The organism is Pelomonas baiyunensis (genome assembly GCF_043555935.1).
GTDB classification, from domain to species: Bacteria; Pseudomonadota; Gammaproteobacteria; order Burkholderiales; family Burkholderiaceae_C; genus Pelomonas; species Pelomonas baiyunensis.
The window spans coordinates 803,392-825,255 of sequence record NZ_JBIGIB010000002.1 but is presented as its reverse complement, the minus strand read 5'-3'; the positions used below and the strand labels follow the sequence as shown (position 1 = coordinate 825,255).

The window sequence follows — 21,864 nt, the reverse complement described above, 5'->3', positions numbered from 1 at the left end:
CGCTCCACTTCAGCGTGCAGGCTCCAGGGTCAGAATCCAATTCACCAAACGGCGGGCATCGGGCTCCGTGATCGCCACCGCATTCGGTGGCATGGCCAGGCCACTGACCTGACCCTTCCAGTGGCTCCCGTACGGGTTGGAGCCCGACATGACCGTGCGCGTCAGCGCATCGGCAGCGCCCGCCACCGTGCGATAGCGCTGGGCCACATCGCGCCACGCCGGGCCAATCGGCGCCATGCCCTGCGGCCCGCGGGCGCCGGGCTCGATGTGGTGGCAGGTCATGCAGCCACTGTCGGTCGCCAGCTTGAGCATCGGCGCCGATTCATCAGCCTGAGGCGCCGCATGGGCCGTTGGCCAAGCCACGACGCAGGTCAAGGCAAGCGCAATAGGAATAAGGCGGACATTCATCAGCAGTTCTCCAGTGAGTGAGGAAATCTGCCCGCAGGCTAGAGAGCCGCGATGCGCGCTTGCTTGACGACCGTCAAAACGCCGCGGGGAATTGCCAGACTGGAGCATGCGGCGCAAGGCACACGCGACGCCTGCTCCGCTGCGACACAGGCCCAAGCCGCTCGGTTGCGCCATGTCGGAACACCACCGAGGCCCCGAGCGCCGCGACGCGCGGCCCAACGGCCCAACGGCCTGTCAACCTCGGCTTCGGTCCACCAGCGACGAGGCCCGCGATGTCACGGCATGCAGCCCCTCCAGGCACGAAAGGGTGGCGACCGAACCGCACGCCCAAAACAAAAATGCCTGGCTCCGAGGAGACCAGGCATTTCGTGCGCTGAGCGCTTATTTTTTGGGGTGGCTGATGGGACTCGAACCCACGACAACAGGAATCACAATCCTGGACTCTACCAACTGAGCTACAGCCACCGCAGAGCCAACTAGTATAACCTAAAAATTACGGTGCGCTAGCAGAAGAGGCCGGAGCAGCAACTTTAATGATGGCCTTGTACTGCGACTTCAACGCGGCCAGGTAGGCCTGCGCTTCCGCACGCGCCCAAGCACCAGCGTATTGCTGCGCGGCACGCTTGTCGTCGATCACGGCGGCATCGCGCGGCTGCACTTGGGCAATGCGCACCACAACGTAGCTGCCGTCGTCGGCCGCAACGCCCAAGGCGGCCGGCAACTGGGTCGCGTCAGCACCCATCACAGCCTCGAGTTGCGCGCGGCTCAGCATCTGCGGCTTGGCGCGCGACACGACAACCGCAGCGTCCAGCCCAGCCACATCCGCCGGCGTGGCCTTCAGCGCCGCCAGACGCGCTTCACCCGCCTTCTTGGCCTGCTCCGCCGCGAGCTTGTTGACGAGCAAGGCGCGCACCTTCTCGCTGACGTCGGCCAGCGGCGGCACGCGGGCCGGGTTGTGCTGAACGACGCGCGCCGACACCAATTGGCTCGGGCCGGTTTCCACGGCTTCGGTGTTGCGCTTGTTGCGCAGTGCATCGTTGCCAAACACGGCCTCCAACAGCTTGGCCGACGCGACCGGACCGATCGCACCCGGCAGCGGCTGGCGCTGAACCGTGGCGGTCTGCACTTGGAGCTTCAGCTTGTCAGCGGCGGGCTGCAGGCTGTCCGATTGTTCGTACACGAGGTTGCCGAACTGCTCGGCGGCTTCCGAGTAGCGGCGCTGGGCCAGTTGCTTGCGCACTTCACCTTCCACCTCGGCACGCACGGCGTCGAACGGCTTCTTGTCGCCGCCACGGGTGGCGGTCAGTTGAATGATGTGGAAGCCGAACTCGGTTTCAACCAAGTTGCTGATTTCACCCGGCTTCATCGCGTACACGGCGGCATCGAACTCCTTGACCATCGCGCCGCGGCTGAAGAAGTCCAGGTCGCCACCATTGGCTGCGGAGCCTTCGTCTTGCGAGTTCTTCTTGGCCAGGGCCGCGAAATCGGCCGGCGTCTTGCGAACCTGGGCCAGCAGCTCTTCCGCCTTGGCCTTGGCCTTGGCGCGCTCAGCCGCCGGCGCACTGCGGTCGGCCTTGATCAGGATGTGGCTCGCGCGCCGCTCTTCCGGGGCGCTGAAACGGTTCGCGTTTTCCTTGTAGTACGCCTGCAGGTCGTCGTCCGTGAACTTGACGTCCTTCTTGAGGGCTTCCAGGTCCAGCACCACGAATTGGATCTGTGCAGACTCCGGCAACTGGAACTTGGCCGCGTTGGCCGGGTCCTTGTAGAAGGCGTCCAGCTCAGCCTCGGTCGGCGCCAGCTTGGCGGCGAATGCCTTGGCGTCGAATCGCTGCAGTTGAACCTCGCGTTGCTGCAGCAAGGCGTCAAACGCCAGCTTGGGCGCGGCAGCGCCCGTGGTCACCGACGATTCCACCGGCACGGTCACCTGGCGCAGCGCGTAGTCCTGGCGCAGTCGCTCCAGGAAGATGGCCGGCGACATGCCCTGCGCAGCAAGCAAGGCCTTGTTCACGGTGCCGTCGGCGTTGCGCAGGAAGGCGAACTGCGGGTCATTCCAGAAGCGCGCGTTCACCGACTCGATGCTGGGCGTGAAGTGCTGGGTGTCGGCCGCCACTTTCAGCGTGCGCTCGGCCACCAGCCCTTCCAACGCCTGACGCTTGGCCTCGGGCGAATCCAGCAACTTGGCATCCACGGTCGGGTTTTGGCGGCGCACTCGCTCAGCCTGCTCGCGCTGGGCGGCATCCCATTCGGCCTGACTGATCTTGCGGCCGTTGACGCTGGCCACGCCCGCGTTGGCGCCGTCCATCATGCTCGTGTAGCCCTGCATGCCCACGAAGGCAAACGACGGCAGGATCAGCAGCAGCAGGATGAACTGGAACAGACGGTTGTGCTGGCGGACGAATTCAAACATCTCAGGGAACCTTGGAGATCGAGCGCGATGAATCAAACGCGACGAAGGCGAACCGAGGTTCGCCTTCGAGGGGAGCCGCATTCTATGTGTGCGGCGAAACGCCCCCTGCGGGGCGTGTTCTGGTGGGCGCTGACGGGCTCGAACCGCCGACAATCTCCGTGTAAGGGAGGTGCTCTACCAACTGAGCTAAGCGCCCGAATTCTTCGGGTGAGTGCCGTCAGTTGACGGCGTCTTTCAAGCCTTTGCCGGGCTTGAACTTCGGCACCTTGGCGGACTTGATCTTGATCGCATCCCCGGTGCGCGGGTTGCGTCCCGCGCGAGCGGCACGCTTGGCAATGCTGAACGTTCCGAAACCGACCAGCGACACGGTGCCATTTTTCTTCAGCGTCGTCTTCACGGCGCCGATCACAGATTCCAGCGCTCGCCCGGCAGCCGCCTTGGAAATGTCAGCCTGCTTGGCGATGTGCTCGATCAGTTCAGTCTTGTTCACTCGTGCCCCCTCTTGGCGGATCCCGGACAGTGGCGCCTTGCTCGCGGTCGGCGCTCAAGGCTGGATATGACAAAGGTCCTACCCGCGGACAGCTTGTCCCTGTGTGCTTGCAGAGCAAGCGCTGGGCACTCACGGGGAAGCGGATTCTAGACGTCTGTCAGCCCAACTGCGGGGCGGGAAAAGTCCGGATACAACTGCGCGCCCATCCCGGCGCGGGCGCGCCTCAGCGGGCCTTGGCGCGAATTTCCGGCAAGGCCTTTTGGAGGTAGTACACCATCGACCAAATGGTCAGCACCACCGCGGCGTAAATCAACCAGGTGCCCCACACGCGGGTGGGGATGATCCCAAACAACGTGCCGTCGAACAGCAGGAACGGAATGGCCACCATCTGCACCGTGGTCTTGAGCTTGCCGACCATGTGCACCGCCACGCTGCGCGACGCGCCGATTTGCGCCATCCACTCGCGCAGCGCCGAAATCGCGATCTCGCGGCCGACGATCACCAGCGCAACAAACGCATTGACGCGCCCCAGCTCCAGCAAGATCAACAGCGCTGAGCACACCAGGAACTTGTCAGCCACCGGGTCCAGGAATGCGCCGAACGACGACGTCTGATTCAGCCGCCGCGCCAGATAGCCATCCAGCCAGTCCGTCAGCGCCACCACGATGAACAGCGAGGTCGCGAACAGGTTCTGGTGCGCCGGCAACAACTCCAGGTAGTACACGCCGACGATGAGCGGAATGGCCACGATGCGGGCCCAGGTCAGGAGTGTCGGCAGCGTCAGAAACATGCGAGGGATTGTGCCCAAGCCGCGCGCACCGGCGAGCGCTCATGGCACCGGTGTGGCGATTTGGTTGCATCAATTGAGGGTGAGCGGCTTGAAGCGCCGGTCCTCTTCGAACAAAAACGTCTCGGTGAACTTCCAAGGTTCCGGCATGCGGCGCACATCGCCGAAGGGTGCCGCACGGTGCACGGCGTCGATGGCCAGTTGCAGCGTTTCCGGCGCGAAGCGCGGACGACGGATCACGTTCACCCGACGCACGCTGCCATCGGCCTTCACCTCCACCTCCAGCACCACCACGCTCAACACGTGCGACGGCGCCTGCGTGGTGAAGCTCTGTGTGGGGCTGGCCAGCACCAGCCGCTCTGCCGCCTGTCGCCGCAATTCATCGTGCGTGCGCACCGCGCGAGGGGCTGCCAGGCCGGGTGCCTTCTGCGCAACCACGGGGCCACCAGTTTGAGGTGTGGGCTGTGGCTGCACCGGAGTCGCCGGCGCCGATGGCACCACGGGTGCCGGCGCCCGGGGCGTGGCGGTGCAGCCGGCCAGCACCGGCGCCAGCAACCAACGCGCAAGCCGCTTGAGGGGATGGGAGTGCTTCACTGCTTCTCCTGACGAGGCGCTCAATGCAGCGCCCGATAGATTTCATCGGCCAGTTCGCGCGAGATGCCCTTCACGCTGCACAGCTCTTCCACGCTGGCGCCCGCCACACCCCGCACGCCACCGAAGCGCTGCAACAACTGCGCGCGCTTCTTCGGGCCGACGCCCGGCACATCCTCCAGCCGCGAGCCGCCGGTGCGGGCCGCAGCGCGCTTGGCCCGCATGCCGGTGATGGCAAAGCGGTGGGCCTCGTCGCGGATCTGGGCGATCAACATCAAGGCCGCCGAATCTCGCCCCAGGTAGACCTTCTCGCGGCCGTCGGCGAACACCAGCTCTTCCAGCCCCACTTTGCGGCCTTCGCCCTTTTCCACGCCCGCGATCAGGCTCAGGTCGAGCCCCAGCTCCTCGAACACCTCGCGTGCCATCGACACCTGCCCGCGGCCGCCGTCCACCAGCACGAGGTCCGGCAATCGGCCGGTGCCCAGTTGGGCGGCTTCCGCCATCTTGCTGTAGCGCCGCGTCAGCACCTGGCGCATCGCCGCGTAGTCGTCCCCGCCGGTGATGCCTTCAATCGTGTAGCGGCGGTACTGGCTGCTCTGCATCTGGTGGCCTTCAAACACCACGCAGCTTGCCATCGTGGCCTCACCTGCGGTGTGGCTGATGTCGAAACATTCGACACGAAACTTGTCGATCTCCGGCGGCGCCAAGTCCAGCGCGTCCACCAGGGCCCGGGTCCGGGCTTGCTGCGACCCCTCTTCCGCCAGCAGGCGGGCCAGGGCAAGTTCTGCGCCCTTCACGCACATCTCCAGCCAGATCCGGCGCTGCCCGCGCGGCTGGCTTTGCACGGTCACGCGGCTGCCGGCCTGCTCGGCCAGGGCCTCTCCCAGCGCTGCGTCCACTGGCTCGCTCACCAGCACCAGGCCCGGCGGTGGAGAGCCGAGGTAGTGCTGGGCGATGAAGGCCTCCAGCACCTGGCGCTCCGGGCTGACGGGTTCATCGTCCGCCAACTGCAGCGCGGTTGCGTCTTCCACGTGCTTGGGAAAGAACGCCCGGTCGCCCAGGTGCCGGCCACCACGCACCATGGCCAGGTTCACGCAAGCGCGTCCGCCCTGCACCTTGACCGCCAGCACATCCACATCCCGGTCTTTGCCGGTGGCGCTGCTTTCTTCGATCACCTGCTGCTGCAGCACCTTGGACAAGGCCTGGATCTGATTGCGCACCTCCGCCGCCAGCTCGTAGTGCTGGCCTTCGGCGTACGCCATCATTTGCGCCTGCAGGGACGCCAGCACCTCATCGGTTTCGCCGCGCAGAAAGCGCTCGGCACTCGCCACGTCGCGGGCGTATTCGCCGCCCTGCCCTGCGGGCACGCACGGGCCGGAGCAACGCTTGATCTGGTGCAGCAAGCAGGGCCGGCTGCGATTGTTGAAGACGCTGTCTTCACAGGTGCGCAGCTTGAACACCTTTTGCATCAACTGGATGGCTTCCTTGACCGCCCAGGCACTCGGATACGGGCCGAAGTACTGATGTCGCTTGTCGACCGCGCCGCGGTAGTACGCCATGCGCGGGTAGGCGTGCGCGGTGATCTTGAGGTAGGGGTAGCTCTTGTCGTCCCGGAACAAGATGTTGAACCGTGGGTTCAGCGTCTTGATCAGGTTGTTTTCCAGCAGCAGCGCTTCGGCCTCGGTGCGCACGACGGTCGTTTCCAGCCGCGCGATGCGCGCGACCATCATGCCGATGCGGCTGCCGCCGTGGTTCTTCTGGAAGTAGCTGCTGACACGGCGCTTCAGGTCTTTCGCCTTGCCCACGTACAGCACTTCATTCTTGGCGTCGAAGTAGCGATACACCCCGGGCAGCGCCGGCAGGGCATTCACCTCCTGCACCAGTCGCTCACGTGCCTCGCGGGCGGCGGCCTCCATGTCGGCGGTATTGCGCTTTTCTTGGGCCTCGTCGGCCTCGCGTTGGGCGGACCATTCGGCCTGCTGCTGCGCGCCCAGTTCAGCGTCTGACGTTGTTGGCTTGGACATCCGCCGGATTTTGGCCTGGGACAATCCACCCCATGAGCACGCCGCGCCGATGGGACATCTTCTGCCGAGTCATCGACAACCACGGCGACCTTGGGGTGTGCTGGCGCCTTGCGCGGCAGGTGGCCGCCCGCGGAGACCTCGCGCGGCTGTGGGTGGACGATGCCAACGCTCTGACCTGGATGGCGCCCACGCAGCCGCCAGGAGTCGAGGTGCACCCGTGGCCCACCCAAGACGCCGGCGTGATGCCGGGTGAGGTGGTGATCGAAGCCTTCGGCTGCGAGATCCCCGACGCATTCGTTGCACGCATGGCCGCCCGGCCGGTGCCGCCGCGATGGATCAATCTGGAATACCTCAGCGCCGAGCCTTACGTCGAACGCAGCCACGGGCTGGCCTCACCCCAGTTCCACGGCCCGGGTGCAGGGCTGACCAAGCATTTCTTTTATCCGGGGTTCACGCCGCGAACCGGCGGGTTGCTGCGGGAAGCCGATCTGCTGGCCCAGCATGCTGCGTTTGACGGGCGTGCGTGGCTGACATCGCAGCTTGGCGTCAGCGTTCAGCCGGAGGAACGGGTAGTGAGCCTGTTTGCCTACCGCAACCTGCGCTTGGATGAATTGCTGGAGGCGCTGGCCACGGCGCCCACGTTGTTGCTGGCCTGCCCCGGCCCGTTGCAGGCCGCAGTGGCGGATCGCCCGGGCCTGCGATGCGTGCGGTTGCCCTACCTGGAGCAAGACGACTACGACCGCCTGCTGCGCGCCAGCGACCTCAATTTCGTGCGCGGTGAAGATTCCTTCGTTCGCGCCCACTGGGCAGGCCGGCCCTTCGTGTGGCACATCTACCCGCAAGACGACAACGCCCACCACGAAAAGCTGAAGGCGTACATGGACCTGGCCGGATTGCCCGCCGCGTGGCAGGCCTGCTGGCGCGCGTGGAACGGGATCACGGCGGATCGCCTGGTGATTCCCTCGATCGCGGAGGCTGCGCCCCCCGCCGCGCGTTGGCGGGATGACTTGGCCGCGCAACCCGATCTGCTGACGCAGCTGGAGCGATTCTTAGGGGTTTCCAGATAGAATGACGGGCTTTGCCGCGCCAAGCCGGGTTTCTGGAATCTGGTGCGCTGTCCAGCCGGGGCCTCGACGATTTGAGGTTCGGGCGCTCAATTCGAGATACCCACCATGAAACTCGCTCAAGAAATCCGCGCCGGCAACGTGATCATGCAGGGCAAGGACCCGATGGTCGTCCTGAAGACGGAATACAGCCGTGGCGGCCGTGGCGCTGCTACCGTGCGCATGAAGATGAAGAACCTGCTCAACGGCGCCGGCGCTGAACTCGTGTTCAAGGCCGACGACAAGATGGAGCAGATCATCCTCGACAAGAAGGAGTGCACGTACACCTACTTCGCCGACCCGATGTATGTGTTCATGGACACCGAGTACAACCAGTACGAAGTCGAAGCCGAAAACATGGGCGATGCCATCTCCTACCTGGAAGACAGCATGCCCGTGGAAGTGACCTTCTACGACGGCAAGGCCATCTCGGTCGAACTGCCCACCAGCGTCGTGCGCGAAATTGAAACCGAGCCGGCCGTCAAGGGCGACACCTCGGGCAAGGTCATGAAGCCCGCCCGCATCGTGGGCACCGGCTTCGAAATCGCCGTGCCGCTGTTTGTGGAAAACGGCGACAAGATCGAAATCGACACCCGCACTCACGAGTACCGCAAGCGCGTCTGATCGACAGGCGCTCAAGCGCTGTCGCTCAACCAAACGCCCGCAACTGCGGGCGTTTTTGTTTTCACTCGGCGTCGTCGGCCAAGTCGGGCACGTCCGGCTCGGCGTCGACTTCGCTGTCGAACGCGGCCGTGGCCTTCAGCGGAATCCAGGGCCGGTCCAGCGGGCGATACACACGGCGCTGCAGGCGGGCCAGGCGGTCCGAGCGCTCGATGGCCGTCATCACCTGTTCAGGCGCGATCAGCATGGCGAACGGGTCGGCCAGATTCGTGTTGACGTTCAGCATGGTGAGCCTCCGGGTTGTCGATGGCTTCACTGTAGGCAGTCGCCCATCGAGCCAACAGTCGTCCCAGCGCGCTGCCGCGTGTCAGGTTTTTTCTGACACGGCTGCTGGCCATGCGCACCGATCAGGGCGCAGATGCCGCCCGGCGCGCCGCATCCGCAGCCTGCTGGCGCTCCCGCATCAGGCGGCGCAGCTCCTTGGCCATCCCGTCTCGCCCCCCGCGCTCGGCGAAGTCGGCCGCGGTGAGTTCCTGCTCGTTCGCCGCCCGCGGCTCGGCGCCGGCGGCCAACAGCACCGGCACGAGGTCGCTGTTGCCGTAGCGGGCCGCCATCATCAGCGGCGTGGTGCCGTTCTCTGACCGCGCATTCACCTCGGCCCCTTGGACCAGCAGGAAGGCCGCCACGCCGTTGTCCGGCCCGCTGCAGGCGTAATGCAGCGGCGTCCACCCTGCCCGATTCACCTCGGCCCCGCGCTGAACCAGCGCTTTCACCGCGGGCAACTGACCGCGTATCGCGGCAATCATCAAAGGCGTTTCTCCCTGCCCGTTCACCGCATTGACCTGGGTGAGCGGCGAGGCCAACAGGCTCTCCAGCGCACGCTGCGATTCCTCGCGCACCGCCATGAAGATCGCGCGACGCCCGCGCGCATCCGGCCCGTTCGGGTCCACGCCCTGCAGCAGCAGCCGAAGCACGGCACGGCCGTCGTTCAGCTCAGCCGCCATCACGAGGTCATCGATGGGTGCTGCTTGCGCCACGCCGCCCGCGGTTGCGAGCAGGATGGCCAGCCACGCACGGCGCAACACCTTCAACCGGCCACCCCGGGCAGTTGGAACAGGCGGCGGGTGTTCTGCGCGGTGAGCGCTGCGAGCTCGGGCACCGGCAGGCCCAGCGCCCCGGCCACCGCCTGCGCCACGTGCGGCACGTAGGCTGGCGTGTTCGTCTTGCCCCGAAACGGCACCGGCGCCAGGTACGGGCTGTCGGTCTCGATCAGGATGCGATCACGGGGCAGCAAGGGCAGCAGGTCCCGCAGGTCTTGCGCGTTCTTGAAGCTCACGATGCCCGAGAACGAGATGTAGTAGCCGCGCTCCACTGCAGCCAGCGCCACCTCGGCCGACTCGGTGAAGCAATGGAACACGCCTCCCGCCGCCTCGCCGCCCTCCTCGTCCAGCACGCGCAGGGTGTCCGCCGCGCTGGCCCGGGTGTGGATCACGAGCGGCTTACGCACCTGCCGTGCCGCCCGGATGTGGGTGCGAAAGCGCTCGCGCTGCCACTCCATGTCCGCCACGCTGCGGCCGTTCAAGCGGTAGTAGTCCAGCCCGGTTTCGCCCACGGCCACCACACGCGGCAGCGAGGCCATGCGCACCAGCTCGTCGACGTCCGGCTCCCGCATGTCTTCGGTGTCCGGATGCACGCCGACCGTGGCCCACAGCACCGGGTGTTCCAGCGCCAAGGCATGCACCGCCTCGAACTCCTCCATCTGCGTGCATATGCAGATCGCCTCGTGGACCTGCGCGGCGGCCATGTCCGACAGGATCGCGGGCAAGTTCTCCCTCAGCCCGGGAAAGCTGAGGTGGCAATGGGAATCAATGAACATCAGAGCGTTTGGGTGGGCTTGCTTGATGAGACCGCCGTGCCCAGGATTTCTTCAATGCGAACGCGGATCAGCCGTGTTTTCTCGTCGCTGGGAAAGCGCACGCCCACGCCTTGGGTGCGGCCGCCCGAGGCATTCGCCGGCGTGAGCCATGCCACCTTGCCGGCCACCGGGTAGCGCTGGTTGTCCTCCGGCAGCGCCAGCAGCAGGTAGATGTCTTCGCCGAGCTTGTATTCACGCGGCGTGGGTACGAAGAGGCCCCCATCGGTGAAGGCCGGGATGTAGGCCGCGTACAGCGCCGACTTTTCCTTGAACACCAGCTGAATCACCGTCGGGCGCGCCGCCGAGGCCGCCCCCTGACCGCCCACGGTGGGCAGCGGGAGCGCTCCGCCCATCTGGCTGGGCTGGAACTGGGTGGAGGGGCCGGCCTTGGAGTTCGCGTCGCTCATGCCCGGAGTGTATTCAGCGCGCAGCCGCCGTGATGGCGCCGCGCGCCTGCGCCACCAACGCCTCGATCCACAAGCTGGCGTTAAGCGGGTGGTCGGCGTGGCGGGAGGCCCGGCGCAGCTCGGCGTCCCAGGCCAACAAGGGTGCGGCGCGCTTCACCGCTGGCAAGGCTGCGGTGCTGAAAAACTGCCCCGATTGCCCATGGCTGCGTCGCACGAGGTCGTGGCACAGGCGCTGCAGCGCGTCGATCACGCGGGGCGGCGCCCAGTCGGTCAGCGCGGCCACTTCCCCCCGGGCCATCCGCTTGGGCAGTGCCTGCCACGCGGCGTCGGTCAATCCGGCCTGAAACCAGTCCAGCGCCTGCTGTGGGCGGCCGCCCGTGGCGTCCAACAAGCCTGCACCATCGGCCACGCCCTGCGCCGCCAACCAGGCCAGCGCCGCGGCGCGATCAGGCAAGCCCAGCGGCAAGGGCTGGCAGCGGCTGCGAATGGTGGGCAGCAAGCCCGCGCTGTCATGGCTGGCCAGCACGAACCGCAGCAGGCCGGCCGGCTCCTCCAAGGTCTTGAGCAGCGCATTCGCCGCCACGCCGTTCAGCGCCTCGGCGGGGAAGATGACCACCACCTTGGCGCGGCCGCGCGCCGAGGTGGCCTGCGCGAAGGACAGCAGCCCCCGCACCGCTTCCACTTTGATCTCACGGCTGGGCTTGGCTTTGCCGGCCTTGGGCGCCTCCGGCTCCTCGAACGGCAGGCCCAGCGACTCGCGGGCCTTGGCGTCCAGGGCTTCCGGCAGCAGCAGTTGGAAGTCCGGGTGGGTGCCACTGGCAAACAGTTTGCAGCTGGCGCAGGCGCTACAGGCGGGCGCCTGGGCGGCGCGGTCCTCGCACAGCCAGCTTTGCGCGAGCTTCACCGCCAGTTCCAACTGCCCCACGCCGGCCGGGCCCTGCACCAGCAGCGCGTGCGACCGCGCCCGGGCCAAGGCGTCCGCCAACGGGCCCTGCAGCCATGGCAGATCGGCGTTCAGCATGCGGGGTAGCGGCGGGCCAGCACGGCCAGCACCTGTTCGCGCACGGCTTCCACGGTGCCGGTGGCGTCGATGCGCACGACGCGATCTGGGGCTGCCGCCGCGCGCTGCGCATAAGCCGTGCGCACACGCTCGAAGAAGTCCAGGTCTTGCTGCTCGATGCGGTCGGCCTCGCGGGCGCCTGCCCGGCGGGCGGCGGCCTGCTCCGAGGGCAGGTCGAACCACAGCGTCAGCTCAGGCTCGGTGCCCTCTTGAACCCAGTCCGCCAACGGGTTGAGCACGCTGAGCGGCAAACCCCGCCCGCCGCCCTGGTAGGCAAAGCTGGCGTCGGTGAACCGATCACACAGCAACGTCTTGTTCGCGGCGAGCGCCGGGCGGATGACGGTTTCCACGTGGTCGCGCCGGCCAGCGAACATCAGCAGCACCTCGGTCAGCGACCCCATTGGCGACTGCAGCACCAACGCGCGCAGCGCCTCTGCCAGCGGTGTGCCCCCGGGCTCACGGCTGAGCTGAACGTCGGCGCCGCGCGCACGAAACCAATCGGCCACCGCCTGGATGTGGGTGGATTTGCCGGCACCATCGATGCCCTCGAATGAAATGAATCGACCGGTCACTTGCCGCGGATGTATTTGTTGACGGCCCGATTGTGCGCGGCCAGGTCGTTGCTGAACTCACTGCTGCCGTCACCACGCGCCACGAAATACAGCGCCTGGATGGGCGCCGGGTGCAGGGCCGCTTGCAGCGCGGCCGCGCCGGGCATGGCGATGGGCGTGGGCGGCAGGCCGCCACGGGTGTAGGTGTTGAACGGCGTGTCGGTGAGCAAGTCGCGCTTGCGCAGGTTGCCGTCGAAGCCCTCACCCAGGCCGTAGATGACGGTGGGGTCGGTCTGCAGCGGCATGCCCACCCGCAGGCGGTTCACGAACACTGCGGCCACCTTGCTGCGGTCGCTCGCCGCGCCGGTTTCTTTCTCCACGATGGAGGCGAGGATCAGGGCTTCATCCGGCGATTTCAGCGGCACGCTGGCTGCCCGGCCGTTCCATGCGACGGTCAGGCGCTGGCGCATGGCAGCGTGCGCCCGCTTCAGCACGGTCAGGTCGCTCACACCCCGGCTGTAGGCATACGTGTCGGGGAAGAAGCGGCCCTCCGGCGCCACGCCCGGCTCGCCCAACGCGCCCATGATGTCGGCGTCGCTCATCGCGGCCGTCTTGGCCTTCAACGACGGCGCAGCCGCCAAGGCGGCGCGCACCTGGCGCCAATTCCAGCCTTCAATCAGGCGCAGTTGCTCCAGTACCTGATCACCGCGCACCATCTTGTCGAGCAGCTCACGCGGGGTGATGCCGGTGTGCACCTCGTAGCTGCCGGCGCGAATCTGCTTGGACTGGCCCGACCACTTGAACCACTGGTACAGCCAACGGGCATCGGTTTGCACGCCCGCCGCCACCCAGGCGCGGGCCACCTCGGCGGGGTTCATGCCGGGCTCCACCGACAACTCCACGGAGCCCGCGGCCAACGTCAGCGGACGCTGCAGCCACTGCCACACCGCGCCTGCCGCCAGGGCCGCCCCCAAGATCACCGCGAGCAGCGCCCGCACCAGCCATTTCATGCCCTTGCCCAGGCTCCGTTCAAAGGGCGCCGATGATAATTCCGCCCATGCCAGAAACCTCCCACCTCCGCCTTCACGACTGGGGCGTGATTCGCGCCCAAGGCGCCGACGCCGCCAGTTTTCTGCACGGCCAATTGACCCAGGACGTCGCCCTGCTGGACCGCGACCACGCCCGCCTGGCGGGCTTTTGCACCGCCAAAGGCCGGCTGCTGGCCAGCCTCGTGGTGTGGCGCGGCGGCGATGACGAAATCTTGCTGGCACTGCCCGCCGACACGCTGCCCGCCACGCTGAAGCGCCTGTCGATGTTCGTGCTGCGCGCCAAGTGCAAGCTCAGCGACGCGAGCGCCGAATTCGAGGTGCTGGGCCTGCTGAACACCCCGGCCGCCGAGCGCTGGAGCCTGACACGTGACGGCACCGCCGTGCAGATCGCCCTGCCCGCTGCAGGCGCCGTGCAGCGGGCCCTGCGGGTGCAGCCCGCTGGCGCCGAAGCCCCGGCAGGCCCGGTCGCCACGGCCGAAGCGTGGGCGTGGGCCGAGGTGAGCGCGGGCATGGCCTGGGTGCGGGCCGCCACGGTGGAAGCCTTCGTGCCCCAGATGATCAACTTTGAAGTGCTGGGCGGCGTCAACTTCAAAAAGGGCTGCTACCCCGGCCAGGAGATCGTGGCCCGCAGCCAGTACCGCGGCACGCTCAAGCGTCGCTTGCAGGTGTTTGAGACCGATACCCCGGCCGCCTTGGGCCAAGAAATCTTCCACAGCGCTGACCCGGAGCAACCCGCCGGCCTCGTGGCCGCAGTGGCCACGCAGGGCAGCCTCACGCAGCTCGCTGCCGAGGTGAAGCTGGCTGCGCTGGACGCTGGCACGCTGCACCTGGGCAGCGCCACAGGCCCGGTGCTGCGCTTGCAGCCCCTGCCCTACGAGATCCCGCCGCAGGACTGAGCCTTGCAGCTGTTCGTCTACTACCGCGTGGCCGACGCCCAGGCCGAGGCGGCGCTCACCGCCTTCCGCAAGGCGCGGGTGGAAGCGCCGATCGATTTGCTGCAACGCCCGGAGCCCGATGAACTCGGGCGCTGGACCTGGATGGAGGTCTACCCCGCCGGTTGGGCACACCGCGAGCCGCAGGTGGCGGCTGCGATGGCGCCCTGGCTGGCCACCGAGCGGCGCGTGGAGCGGTTCGAGCCGCTGGGCTGAGACGGGCCCGTCGGCGCCCAGCTCACTGGCCCACTGGCTCACCTGCCCTTCAGAGGGCGCGCACCATCTCCACGTGGGCGATGCCGGCTTCCTCGAAGGGCTCGCCGCGGCGCTGGAACCCAGCGCGCAGGTAGAAGTTCTCGGCCGACAGCTGCGCGTGAAGCAGCACCTCGCGGTAGCCCTGCTGCCGCGCCTTGGCCATCAGCGCATCCAGCACCTGGCGGCCGATTTGCGTGCCGCGCATGGGCCGCAGCACCGCCATGCGGCCAATCTTGGCAACGCCGGGCACATGCTCCAGCAGCCGGCCTGTGGCCAGCGCCAGGCCGAAGCGGTTGCGCGCCAGGGCGTGCAGGCAGGTGGCGTCGGCGCTGTCCCACTCCATGTCGGCCGGGATGTGCTGCTCTTCCACAAACACCTCGCGGCGAATGGCCGTGGCTTCGGCGCCCAAGCTGGCCCAGTCGCCCAGGGTGACGTCCACCACCGGCTGCCCGGCCTCGAAGTCGCCCATCAACCGCCGCAACGGCTCCGGCATCGGGATCGGTGAGCGCAGCACCGGGTCGGCAAACACGTACACCATCTCTGCCTGCACCAACAACTGGTCGCCATGGAACACGGCGCCGTCCACCTTCATGGAGCTGGTGCCGAACTCGCGGCAGCGAATGCCGATGTCCAGCCGGTCGTCATAACGGGCGGACCCACGGTAGTCCAGCACCGAGCGGCGCACGTACAGGTCGCCACCCAGTTGCTTCATGGTGTCGAAGTACGGAATCGCCAGTGCGCGCCAGTAGCCGCTCACGGCGGTGTCCAGGTAGGTCAGGTAGTGGCCGTTGAACACGATGCCCTGGGCATCGATCTCGGCCCAGCGCACGCGCAGGGTTTCGAGGTGGCGGAAGTCGGTGCGTTTCATGGCTTCAGATGTTTCTTCAGCGCCTCGGCGCAAGCATTGAGCGCGGTCAAGGCCTCCGGGATCTGGCGGCCCATCTTGATGAAATCGTGCGTGACGCCTCGGTAGAGCTCCAACTCCACCTCCACCCCGGCGGCGCGCAGAGTGTCGGCGTAGGCGATGCCTTCGTCCACCAGCGGATCGCATTCGGCCAACACCACACAGGCGGGTGCCAGCTGGCTGTGGTCTGCCGCTTCGAGCGGCGCGAAGCGCCAATCGTGGCGCTGCCCCACGGGCAGGTAGTGGTCGAAGAACCAGGCAATGCTTGCGGCGTCCAGCAAGAAACCGTTGGCAAAGAACCGGTGCGAGGCGCTGTGGGGCGCACTGGCCGTGCCCGGCGTGATGAGCAACTGCAGCGCCAGCGGCAACTGGCGATCCCGCGCATGGAAGGCCGTGGTGGCCGCGAGCGTGCCGCCGGCGCTGTCGCCGCCCACGGCCAGCCGATCGCCATCCAGCCCCAGCGTGTGGGCCTGGGCGTGCAGCCAGTCCAGCGCAGCCCAGGCGTCATCAACCGCCGCCGGAAAGGGGTGCTCGGGCGCCAACCGGTAGTCCAGCGCTACCACGGCCGCACCGCTGCGCAGCGCGAGCTGCCGGCACAGGCTGTCATGCGTCTCCAGGTCCCCGATGGTGAATCCACCGCCGTGCAGGTACAGCAGCACCGGCAGCCGGGCCTCGCTTGGCGCATACAGGCGCGCCGGCCGATCGGCGACCGTCAGGTCTTGCACCCGGGGCAAGGCGGCCCGCGGCAGGTCCAGGATTTCGGCACCCATGCGGTAGGCCAACCGCGCCTCGCGAGGCGTCAGGCTGTGAAACGGTGGCCGCTTGGCGCGATGGATGCGTTCGAGCACCCCCGCCATGCGCGGGGTCAGGAGTTGAGTGGGCGTTCGGCTCATGGCGCCTGCATTGTCAGGCGCCGTGGCACGGTGACGTCAGCAGCCAGCGCCAGGGGCGTCACCTGCACGACGCCGCCCCCATGACGCCCCCACTACCATGCGCCGCAGCACTCCCGGAGCGAATCCATGGCGCAGATCCTGTACCTCACCCGCATCGAACTCGACTTCGGCGCCCGCCGCCTGCTGCCCGCCGAATGTGAGCGGGCCGGCATGAAGCGCCCCCTGGTGGTGACGGATGCGGGCGTGCGCGCCGCCGGCGTGTTGGACCTGGCCCTGCAAGCCTTCGAGACGGCGCCGGTGGTGTTTGATCGCACCCCGCCCAACCCCACCGAAGCGGCCGTGCGAGACGCGGTGGCGCTGCTCCAGGCGGAAGGCTGCGACGGCCTCGTGGCCATTGGCGGGGGCTCGAGCATCGACCTGGCCAAAGGCGTGGCGATTGCGGCCACGCACGAGCCGCCGCTCAAGCGCTGGGCCACCATCGAGGGCGGCGCCGCGCACATCAGCGCGCGGGTGCTGCCCGTGATTGCCGTGCCCACCACCGCGGGCACCGGCAGCGAGGTGGCGCGCGGCGCCATCCTGATCGTGGATGACGGGCGCAAGCTCGGCTTTCACAACTGGGAATTGATGCCCAAGGCCGCCATCTGCGACCCGGAACTGACCCTGGCCCTGCCTCCGATGCTGACCGCCGCGACGGGCATGGACGCCATCGCGCACTGCATCGAAACCTTTCTGGCGCCCGCCTTCAACCCGCCGGCCGACGGCATTGCGCTGGAGGGGCTGCGCCGGGGCTGGCAAAGCATCGAGCGCGCCACGGCGGACGGTCAGGACCGCGACGCGCGCATGGACATGATGTGCGCCAGCATCCACGGCGCCATGGCCTTCCAGAAGGGCCTGGGCGCCGTGCACTCGCTCAGCCACGCACTGGGCGGGCTGGTGCCGCGACTGCATCACGGCACCCTGAACGCCGTGTTCCTGCCCGCGGTGATTCGCTTCAATGCTGAAGCCGAGAGCGTGCGCCGAGAGGGCCGCATCGCCCGGCTGGCGCAGGCCATGGGACTGGCTCAACACACGGCAGACGCCGTGGCCCACGCCATCCAGGCACTGAACCAACGCCTGGGCCTGCCCACAGGCTTGGATGCCATGGGCGTGGACCGCGACCTGGATGCCGCCATCGTCGAGCGCGCACTGGCCGACCATTGCCACAAGACCAACCCGCGCCTGGCCAGCGCCGCCCAGTACCTCGACTTGCTGGCCGCATCGCGCTGAATCGGCCCGACGCCGGCCGCATTGGCGTGACCGATGCCCCATTTTTCGCCGGCGCGGCGTGCGGGCGGCCGTCTACGATCGCCTCTTGAAGGCGTGCCCTGCCTGGCGTGCGCCTCGCGTGCACAGACAGGAGACACCCCGATGCAGATTTCTATCGGCAAGCGACTGGCCGGCGGATTTGCGCTGGTGCTGTTCCTCGCAGCTTGCGTGATTGGCCTCGCATCCTGGCGACTGGCGGCCACCGCCAGCGACACCCGGCAAATGATGAACGAGCCGCTGACCAAAGAGCGGCTGATTGCCGACTGGAGCCGCAACATCAACGCCGGCGTGCGCCGCACCATGGCCATCGCCAAGAGCTCCGACGCGTCGCTGGTGGAGTTGTTCAAGGACGATCAGGCGCAGTCCACCAAGTCGTCCAGCGAACTGCAAGACCGCATCAAGGCCTTGATCCGCTCCCCGGAAGAACAGGCGCTGTTCGACGCCGTCAGCGCGGCACGCAAGGTGTACATCGGCTCGCGCGACGAGATCGTCAAGTTGCAGAAAGACGGCCAGCCCGAAGCCGCCGACAAAGTGTTCCAGGACGTCTTCGCGCCCGGCGCCAAGGTGTACCTCGCCCGCATGCAGGAGTTTCTGGACCACCAGCGCAAGTCCATCGACACCACAGCCGCCCGCATCGACGACGCCAACCGAGACGGTCGCACGCTGCTGGCCGTGTTCGGCCTGTTGATGCTGGGCCTGGGGGCGGCGGCGGCGTGGCTCATCACCCGCAGCATCACCGTGCCGCTGGCTGCCGCCAACGAACTGGCGGGGCGCGTGGCGGACGGAAACCTCATGCGGTCAGGCTCGGGCATGGCCGCGCGCAACGACGAGATCGGCCAGCTGCAGATGACCCTGCGGCGGATGCGGGAGACCTTGGCACAAACCATCGGCAGCATCCGCGACTCGGCGGAGTCCATCGGCACCGCATCCGACGAAATCGCCAGCGGCAACCAGGACCTGAGCGCCCGCACCGAAAAGGCCGCGTCCAGCCTGGAAGAAACCGCCAGCGCCATGGAGCAGTTGACCGGCACGGTGCAGCAATCCGCGGCCGCCGCCGGCCAGGCCAACACGCTGGCGCAATCGGCCGCGGGCGTGGCTCAACGGGGGGGCGAGGTGGTGCGCGAGGTGGTGACCACCATGGGCGAGATCAACGCCAGCGCGCACAAGATCGCTGAGATCATCAGCGTGATCGACGGCATTGCGTTCCAGACCAACATCCTCGCGCTGAATGCAGCGGTGGAGGCGGCGCGGGCCGGCGAGCAAGGCCGCGGGTTCGCGGTGGTGGCCAGCGAAGTGCGCTCGCTCGCGGGCCGCTCAGCGGATGCCGCCAAGGAGATCAAGAGCCTGATTGGCAGCAGCGTGGAGCGCGTGGATGCCGGCAGCCGCTTGGTGGCCGAGGCGGGCGACACGATGAACGAGCTCGTCAGTGCGGTGCAGCGGGTGAAGGACATCATGGGCGAGATCACCACCGCCGCGGCGGAACAGTCGGATGGCATTGCGCAGGTCAACCTCGCCATCGCCCAGCTCGACCAAGTGACCCAGCAGAACGCCGCGCTGGTGGAGCAAAGCACCGCCGCTGCGGAAAGCCTGCGCGATCAGGCCGTGACACTGAACAGCGCGGTGGGCACCTTCCAGGTGGCACGGCGCTGAAGATCAGAAGCGCTGCGCACCGGCAGCGCTTTTCCGAGGCAGCTCAGTCGCCACCGCCGCCGCCGCCGCAGCTGGAGCCACAGCTGCTGCCGCCGCCATCCGAGCTGGCATCGCTGCTGCTGCCACCCGCAGCGCTCCAACTGCTGCCGCAACTGCTGCCACCGCTCCCGCCGCCGCTGTCGCTGCTCTGGCGGCGCCGTGCAACGGTGAGCTCCTCCTGGCTCATCAACCCCAGCGCCACGAGGCGGTCCCCCGCCGTGGCCCCGTGCGCGACGCGATCACCGCTCGGGCGACCGAAACCGTCAACCTGGCGGTGAACCAGCCGGCCATCTTCATGGCGATAGGCCCAACCCGTCGGCAAGCGCAGCAGCCCGTCGAGCGCGAACAGCAGCGGCAGCTTGGGGCCAAGCAGCGCCACCCCCTCGCTGCGACAGGCCCCGGCCCACGTGCACGCCAGGGCGTCTTCGGGCCCGGCGCCCAGGGCGGCAGTCTCCTGGTGGTCAAACACCCGGCCGAAATGCCGCTGCTGCCAATCCGCCAGGCCCGCAGCATCCGCCGCAAGCCACGCGTGCCAGACGGAATCGGCCGCCTTGCTGGGCAATGCACAGGCTCCATGGGGCGCCTGGATGCGGCACACCTCGAAGAACTGAGCGAGGCCCAGCGAACAACGCAGCCACGCCGCATCGTCCACCGCCAGCCCCGGGAATTCATCGGGCGCCTGCTGGGCCCAGACGGCGCGCACCGCAGGAGGGATCTGACCGGCTGCCATCGTGGCCGGCGGGCAGCGGCGGCGCAACGCGGCCCGGCGTCGGGGTTCCCGGTGGCGGGCCCACCAGGCTCCCATTCGGGCCGAAATTCGCGCGGTGAGACTGAACGTTGTGGTTGTTGTTGTGCTGTTCATGGGGTCAGTGTGTGACCCCAGTATGACGCGCCCGTGACAACGCGAGCGCGCGCGCCCACCCGCCGCGCACCAACAAAAAGACCCGCCGAAGCGGGTCGTGAAAGTCAGGAGTTGACGCTCTGACTGTGATTGCTCTTTGCGGACGGCTCACGCCGCCCTTAATCCGGATCAGCCGTGCTTGGCGTCGAAGAACTGTTCGTCTTCGGTGGAGCCCTTGAGCGCAGCCGTAGAGGCGTTGGCTTCGATCGTGGTGGTCACGGCATCGAAGTAACCGGTGCCGACTTCGCGCTGGTGCTTCACGGCGGTGAAGCCCTTCTCGGCAGCCGCGAACTCGGCTTCCTGCAGTTCCACGAAGGCGCTCATCTGGTTGCGGGCGTAGCCGTGGGCCAGGTTGAACATCGAGTAGTTCAGGCTGTGGAAGCCGGCCAGCGTGATGAACTGGAACTTGTAGCCCATGGCGCCCAGCTCGCGCTGGAACTTGGCGATGGTGGCGTCGTCCAGGTTCTTCTTCCAGTTGAAGGACGGCGAGCAGTTGTAGGCCAGCAGCTTGCCCGGGAACTTGGCGTGGATGGCGTCGGCGAAGGCCTTGGCGAAGGCCAGGTCCGGCTTGCCGGTTTCGCACCAGATCAGGTCAGCGTACGGGGCGTACGCCAGACCGCGGCTGATGGCCTGGTCCAGACCGTTCTTCGTGCGGTAGAAGCCTTCGACGGTGCGCTCGCCGGTGCAGAAGGGCTTGTCGTTGTCGTCGATGTCGCTGGTGACGAGGTCACCGGCTTCGGCGTCGGTGCGTGCCACCAGCAGCGTGGGCACGCCCATGGTGTCGGCCGCCAGACGGGCAGCAACGAGCTTGGCAACGGCTTCACGGGTGGGCACCAGCACCTTGCCGCCCATGTGGCCGCACTTCTTGGCGCTGGCCAACTGGTCTTCGAAGTGCACGCCCGAGGCGCCGGCTTCGATCATGGCCTTCATCAGTTCGAACGCGTTCAACACGCCGCCGAAGCCGGCTTCCGCGTCAGCCACGATGGGGGCGAAGAAGTCGATGTCGTCCTTACCTTCGCTCCACTGGATTTCGTCGGCGCGCTTGAAGGTGGCGTTGATCTTCTTGACGACCTTGGGCACCGAGTCCACCGAGTACAGCGACTGGTCGGGGTACATCTCGCCATTGCTGTTGGCGTCACCGGCGACTTGCCAGCCCGACAGGTAGATGGCCTTCAGGCCGGCCTTGACCTGCTGCATGGCCTGGTTGCCCGTCAGGGCGCCCAGCGCGTTGACGAAGGGTTCGGTGTTCACCAGGTTCCACAGCTTCTCGGCACCGCGCTTGGCCAGCGTGTGCTCGATGTCCACCGAGCCACGCAGGCGAACGACGTCAGCGGCGGTGTAGCCGCGCTTGATGCCCTTCCAGCGGGGGTTCTCGGCCCAGTCTTTTTCCAGGGCAGCGATCTGTTGTTCACGGGTGAGGCGGGTCATGAAAATCTCCTTGCAGACATCGAAAACCGATGACGTAAGACTAGTCCTGCACCCACCCCTTGAGAAGACCCAAGTCTTATATAAGACAAAAATCTTTGTCCATACAAATCAATCACTTGCACACCTCGTTTCAAATCACAAAAC

General features: G+C 67.3%; 23 protein-coding genes and 2 tRNA genes. 6 read left to right on the top strand and 19 right to left on the bottom strand.

Annotated features, from left to right (window positions below):
* Positions 1-9 precede the first annotated feature (9 nt).
* The 8 genes from ACG01O_RS10195 to uvrC all read right to left on the bottom strand — a co-directional run bounded on the left by ACG01O_RS10195 (position 10) and on the right by uvrC (position 6,599).
* The gene (locus ACG01O_RS10195; RefSeq protein WP_394384080.1) at positions 10-312 is read right to left on the bottom strand and encodes a c-type cytochrome; all 303 of its coding nucleotides are present in this window, start codon (positions 310-312) and stop codon (positions 10-12) included.
* A gap of 485 nt (positions 313-797) precedes the next feature.
* Positions 798-873, bottom strand: a tRNA-His gene (locus tag ACG01O_RS10190).
* A gap of 28 nt (positions 874-901) precedes the next feature.
* Positions 902-2,815 carry a SurA N-terminal domain-containing protein gene (locus ACG01O_RS10185; RefSeq protein ID WP_394384078.1) on the bottom strand — a complete coding sequence of 638 codons (1,914 nt, stop codon included), beginning with the start codon at positions 2,813-2,815 and terminating at the stop codon, positions 902-904.
* Between the two features lie 120 nt (positions 2,816-2,935).
* A tRNA-Val gene (locus ACG01O_RS10180) sits at positions 2,936-3,011 on the bottom strand.
* A 21-nt stretch (positions 3,012-3,032) separates the two neighbouring features.
* Positions 3,033-3,305, bottom strand: coding sequence for an HU family DNA-binding protein (locus ACG01O_RS10175; RefSeq protein WP_394384075.1), 273 nt, complete (start codon positions 3,303-3,305; stop codon positions 3,033-3,035).
* 223 nt (positions 3,306-3,528) lie between these two features.
* Entirely contained in the window at positions 3,529-4,095 is a 567-nt protein-coding gene (gene pgsA / locus ACG01O_RS10170; protein WP_394384073.1) for a CDP-diacylglycerol--glycerol-3-phosphate 3-phosphatidyltransferase, read from the bottom strand.
* Positions 4,096-4,164: 69 nt separating this feature from the next.
* Positions 4,165-4,530: a hypothetical protein gene (locus ACG01O_RS10165; RefSeq protein ID WP_394384071.1), complete on the bottom strand. Its 366-nt coding sequence runs from the start codon at positions 4,528-4,530 to the stop codon at positions 4,165-4,167.
* A 176-nt stretch (positions 4,531-4,706) separates the two neighbouring features.
* Positions 4,707-6,599 carry an excinuclease ABC subunit UvrC gene (gene uvrC, locus ACG01O_RS10160; RefSeq protein WP_394384213.1) on the bottom strand — a complete coding sequence of 631 codons (1,893 nt, stop codon included), beginning with the start codon at positions 6,597-6,599 and terminating at the stop codon, positions 4,707-4,709.
* Between the two features lie 140 nt (positions 6,600-6,739).
* Here uvrC and earP point away from each other — a divergent pair, with 140 nt between their 5' ends.
* Positions 6,740-7,774 (top strand): elongation factor P maturation arginine rhamnosyltransferase EarP, encoded by a 1,035-nt coding sequence (gene earP / locus ACG01O_RS10155; RefSeq protein ID WP_394384070.1) that lies wholly within the window; start codon positions 6,740-6,742, stop codon positions 7,772-7,774.
* A gap of 105 nt (positions 7,775-7,879) precedes the next feature.
* Positions 7,880-8,434, top strand: a complete 555-nt coding sequence (gene efp / locus ACG01O_RS10150) for an elongation factor P (RefSeq protein WP_394384068.1) — start codon at positions 7,880-7,882, stop codon at positions 8,432-8,434.
* 61 nt (positions 8,435-8,495) lie between these two features.
* On the opposite strand, the gene ACG01O_RS10145 is transcribed toward efp, so the two are convergent.
* The 7 genes from ACG01O_RS10145 to mltG all read right to left on the bottom strand — a co-directional run bounded on the left by ACG01O_RS10145 (position 8,496) and on the right by mltG (position 13,374).
* Complete coding sequence (locus ACG01O_RS10145; RefSeq protein WP_394384067.1) at positions 8,496-8,717, bottom strand: hypothetical protein; 222 nt, start codon at positions 8,715-8,717, stop codon at positions 8,496-8,498.
* Positions 8,718-8,838: 121 nt separating this feature from the next.
* Positions 8,839-9,516: an ankyrin repeat domain-containing protein gene (locus ACG01O_RS10140; RefSeq protein WP_394384211.1), complete on the bottom strand. Its 678-nt coding sequence runs from the start codon at positions 9,514-9,516 to the stop codon at positions 8,839-8,841.
* Positions 9,517-9,518: 2 nt separating this feature from the next.
* The gene (locus tag ACG01O_RS10135; RefSeq protein WP_394384065.1) at positions 9,519-10,307 is read right to left on the bottom strand and encodes a TatD family hydrolase; all 789 of its coding nucleotides are present in this window, start codon (positions 10,305-10,307) and stop codon (positions 9,519-9,521) included.
* Entirely contained in the window at positions 10,307-10,699 is a 393-nt protein-coding gene (locus tag ACG01O_RS10130; protein WP_394384208.1) for a PilZ domain-containing protein, read from the bottom strand. The genes ACG01O_RS10135 and ACG01O_RS10130 overlap by 1 nt, the downstream gene beginning before the upstream one ends.
* Positions 10,700-10,766: 67 nt before the next feature.
* On the bottom strand, positions 10,767-11,774 hold the full coding sequence (locus tag ACG01O_RS10125) for a DNA polymerase III subunit delta' (RefSeq protein ID WP_394384064.1): 1,008 nt from the start codon (positions 11,772-11,774) through the stop codon (positions 10,767-10,769).
* On the bottom strand, positions 11,768-12,385 hold the full coding sequence (gene tmk, locus ACG01O_RS10120) for a dTMP kinase (protein ID WP_394384062.1): 618 nt from the start codon (positions 12,383-12,385) through the stop codon (positions 11,768-11,770). The genes ACG01O_RS10125 and tmk overlap by 7 nt, the downstream gene beginning before the upstream one ends.
* Positions 12,382-13,374 (bottom strand): endolytic transglycosylase MltG, encoded by a 993-nt coding sequence (gene mltG / locus ACG01O_RS10115; protein WP_394384060.1) that lies wholly within the window; start codon positions 13,372-13,374, stop codon positions 12,382-12,384. The genes tmk and mltG overlap by 4 nt, the downstream gene beginning before the upstream one ends.
* A gap of 47 nt (positions 13,375-13,421) precedes the next feature.
* Here mltG and ygfZ point away from each other — a divergent pair, with 47 nt between their 5' ends.
* Both ygfZ and ACG01O_RS10105 read left to right on the top strand, forming a co-directional pair.
* The gene (gene ygfZ / locus ACG01O_RS10110) at positions 13,422-14,309 is read left to right on the top strand and encodes a CAF17-like 4Fe-4S cluster assembly/insertion protein YgfZ (RefSeq protein WP_394384058.1); all 888 of its coding nucleotides are present in this window, start codon (positions 13,422-13,424) and stop codon (positions 14,307-14,309) included.
* Positions 14,310-14,312: 3 nt separating this feature from the next.
* The gene (locus ACG01O_RS10105) at positions 14,313-14,561 is read left to right on the top strand and encodes a DUF4936 family protein (RefSeq protein ID WP_394384057.1); all 249 of its coding nucleotides are present in this window, start codon (positions 14,313-14,315) and stop codon (positions 14,559-14,561) included.
* Positions 14,562-14,610: 49 nt separating this feature from the next.
* On the opposite strand, the gene ACG01O_RS10100 is transcribed toward ACG01O_RS10105, so the two are convergent.
* Positions 14,611-15,468, bottom strand: a complete 858-nt coding sequence (locus ACG01O_RS10100; protein WP_394384054.1) for a YbgC/FadM family acyl-CoA thioesterase — start codon at positions 15,466-15,468, stop codon at positions 14,611-14,613.
* Positions 15,465-16,397, bottom strand: coding sequence for an alpha/beta hydrolase (locus ACG01O_RS10095; RefSeq protein ID WP_394384052.1), 933 nt, complete (start codon positions 16,395-16,397; stop codon positions 15,465-15,467). The genes ACG01O_RS10100 and ACG01O_RS10095 overlap by 4 nt, the downstream gene beginning before the upstream one ends.
* A 126-nt stretch (positions 16,398-16,523) precedes the next feature.
* On the opposite strand from ACG01O_RS10095, the gene ACG01O_RS10090 reads away from it, so the two are divergent.
* Complete coding sequence (locus tag ACG01O_RS10090; RefSeq protein ID WP_394384050.1) at positions 16,524-17,663, top strand: iron-containing alcohol dehydrogenase; 1,140 nt, start codon at positions 16,524-16,526, stop codon at positions 17,661-17,663.
* A gap of 141 nt (positions 17,664-17,804) precedes the next feature.
* A complete protein-coding gene (locus tag ACG01O_RS10085; protein WP_394384048.1) occupies positions 17,805-19,352 on the top strand; it encodes a methyl-accepting chemotaxis protein in 1,548 nt (515 codons plus the stop codon).
* Positions 19,353-19,395: 43 nt separating this feature from the next.
* Here the strand turns inward: ACG01O_RS10085 and ACG01O_RS10080 are convergent, their stop codons facing one another.
* Positions 19,396-20,253 carry a hypothetical protein gene (locus ACG01O_RS10080; protein WP_394384046.1) on the bottom strand — a complete coding sequence of 286 codons (858 nt, stop codon included), beginning with the start codon at positions 20,251-20,253 and terminating at the stop codon, positions 19,396-19,398.
* A 168-nt stretch (positions 20,254-20,421) separates the two neighbouring features.
* Positions 20,422-21,720, bottom strand: a complete 1,299-nt coding sequence (gene aceA, locus ACG01O_RS10075) for an isocitrate lyase (RefSeq protein WP_394384045.1) — start codon at positions 21,718-21,720, stop codon at positions 20,422-20,424.
* Positions 21,721-21,864: the final 144 nt, after the last annotated feature.

Bases quoted from the DNA above. Each gene is read 5' to 3' on its own strand.
- ACG01O_RS10195 (WP_394384080.1), bottom strand. From the start codon at position 312: ATGCTCAAGCTGGCGACCGACAGTGGCTGCATGACCTGCCACCACATC.
- ACG01O_RS10185 (WP_394384078.1), bottom strand. From the start codon at position 2,815: ATGTTTGAATTCGTCCGCCAGCACAACCGTCTGTTCCAGTTCATCCTG.
- pgsA (WP_394384073.1), bottom strand. From the start codon at position 4,095: ATGTTTCTGACGCTGCCGACACTCCTGACCTGGGCCCGCATCGTGGCC.
- uvrC (WP_394384213.1), bottom strand. From the start codon at position 6,599: ATGGAGGCCGCCGCCCGCGAGGCACGTGAGCGACTGGTGCAGGAGGTG.
- earP (WP_394384070.1), top strand. From the start codon at position 6,740: ATGAGCACGCCGCGCCGATGGGACATCTTCTGCCGAGTCATCGACAAC.
- efp (WP_394384068.1), top strand. From the start codon at position 7,880: ATGAAACTCGCTCAAGAAATCCGCGCCGGCAACGTGATCATGCAGGGC.
- ACG01O_RS10145 (WP_394384067.1), bottom strand. From the start codon at position 8,717: ATGCTGAACGTCAACACGAATCTGGCCGACCCGTTCGCCATGCTGATC.
- ACG01O_RS10135 (WP_394384065.1), bottom strand. From the start codon at position 10,307: ATGTTCATTGATTCCCATTGCCACCTCAGCTTTCCCGGGCTGAGGGAG.
- ACG01O_RS10130 (WP_394384208.1), bottom strand. From the start codon at position 10,699: ATGGGCGGAGCGCTCCCGCTGCCCACCGTGGGCGGTCAGGGGGCGGCC.
- ACG01O_RS10125 (WP_394384064.1), bottom strand. From the start codon at position 11,774: ATGCTGAACGCCGATCTGCCATGGCTGCAGGGCCCGTTGGCGGACGCC.
- mltG (WP_394384060.1), bottom strand. From the start codon at position 13,374: ATGAAATGGCTGGTGCGGGCGCTGCTCGCGGTGATCTTGGGGGCGGCC.
- ygfZ (WP_394384058.1), top strand. From the start codon at position 13,422: ATGCCAGAAACCTCCCACCTCCGCCTTCACGACTGGGGCGTGATTCGC.
- ACG01O_RS10100 (WP_394384054.1), bottom strand. From the start codon at position 15,468: ATGAAACGCACCGACTTCCGCCACCTCGAAACCCTGCGCGTGCGCTGG.
- ACG01O_RS10095 (WP_394384052.1), bottom strand. From the start codon at position 16,397: ATGAGCCGAACGCCCACTCAACTCCTGACCCCGCGCATGGCGGGGGTG.
- ACG01O_RS10090 (WP_394384050.1), top strand. From the start codon at position 16,524: ATGGCGCAGATCCTGTACCTCACCCGCATCGAACTCGACTTCGGCGCC.
- ACG01O_RS10085 (WP_394384048.1), top strand. From the start codon at position 17,805: ATGCAGATTTCTATCGGCAAGCGACTGGCCGGCGGATTTGCGCTGGTG.
- ACG01O_RS10080 (WP_394384046.1), bottom strand. From the start codon at position 20,253: ATGAACAGCACAACAACAACCACAACGTTCAGTCTCACCGCGCGAATT.
- aceA (WP_394384045.1), bottom strand. From the start codon at position 21,720: ATGACCCGCCTCACCCGTGAACAACAGATCGCTGCCCTGGAAAAAGAC.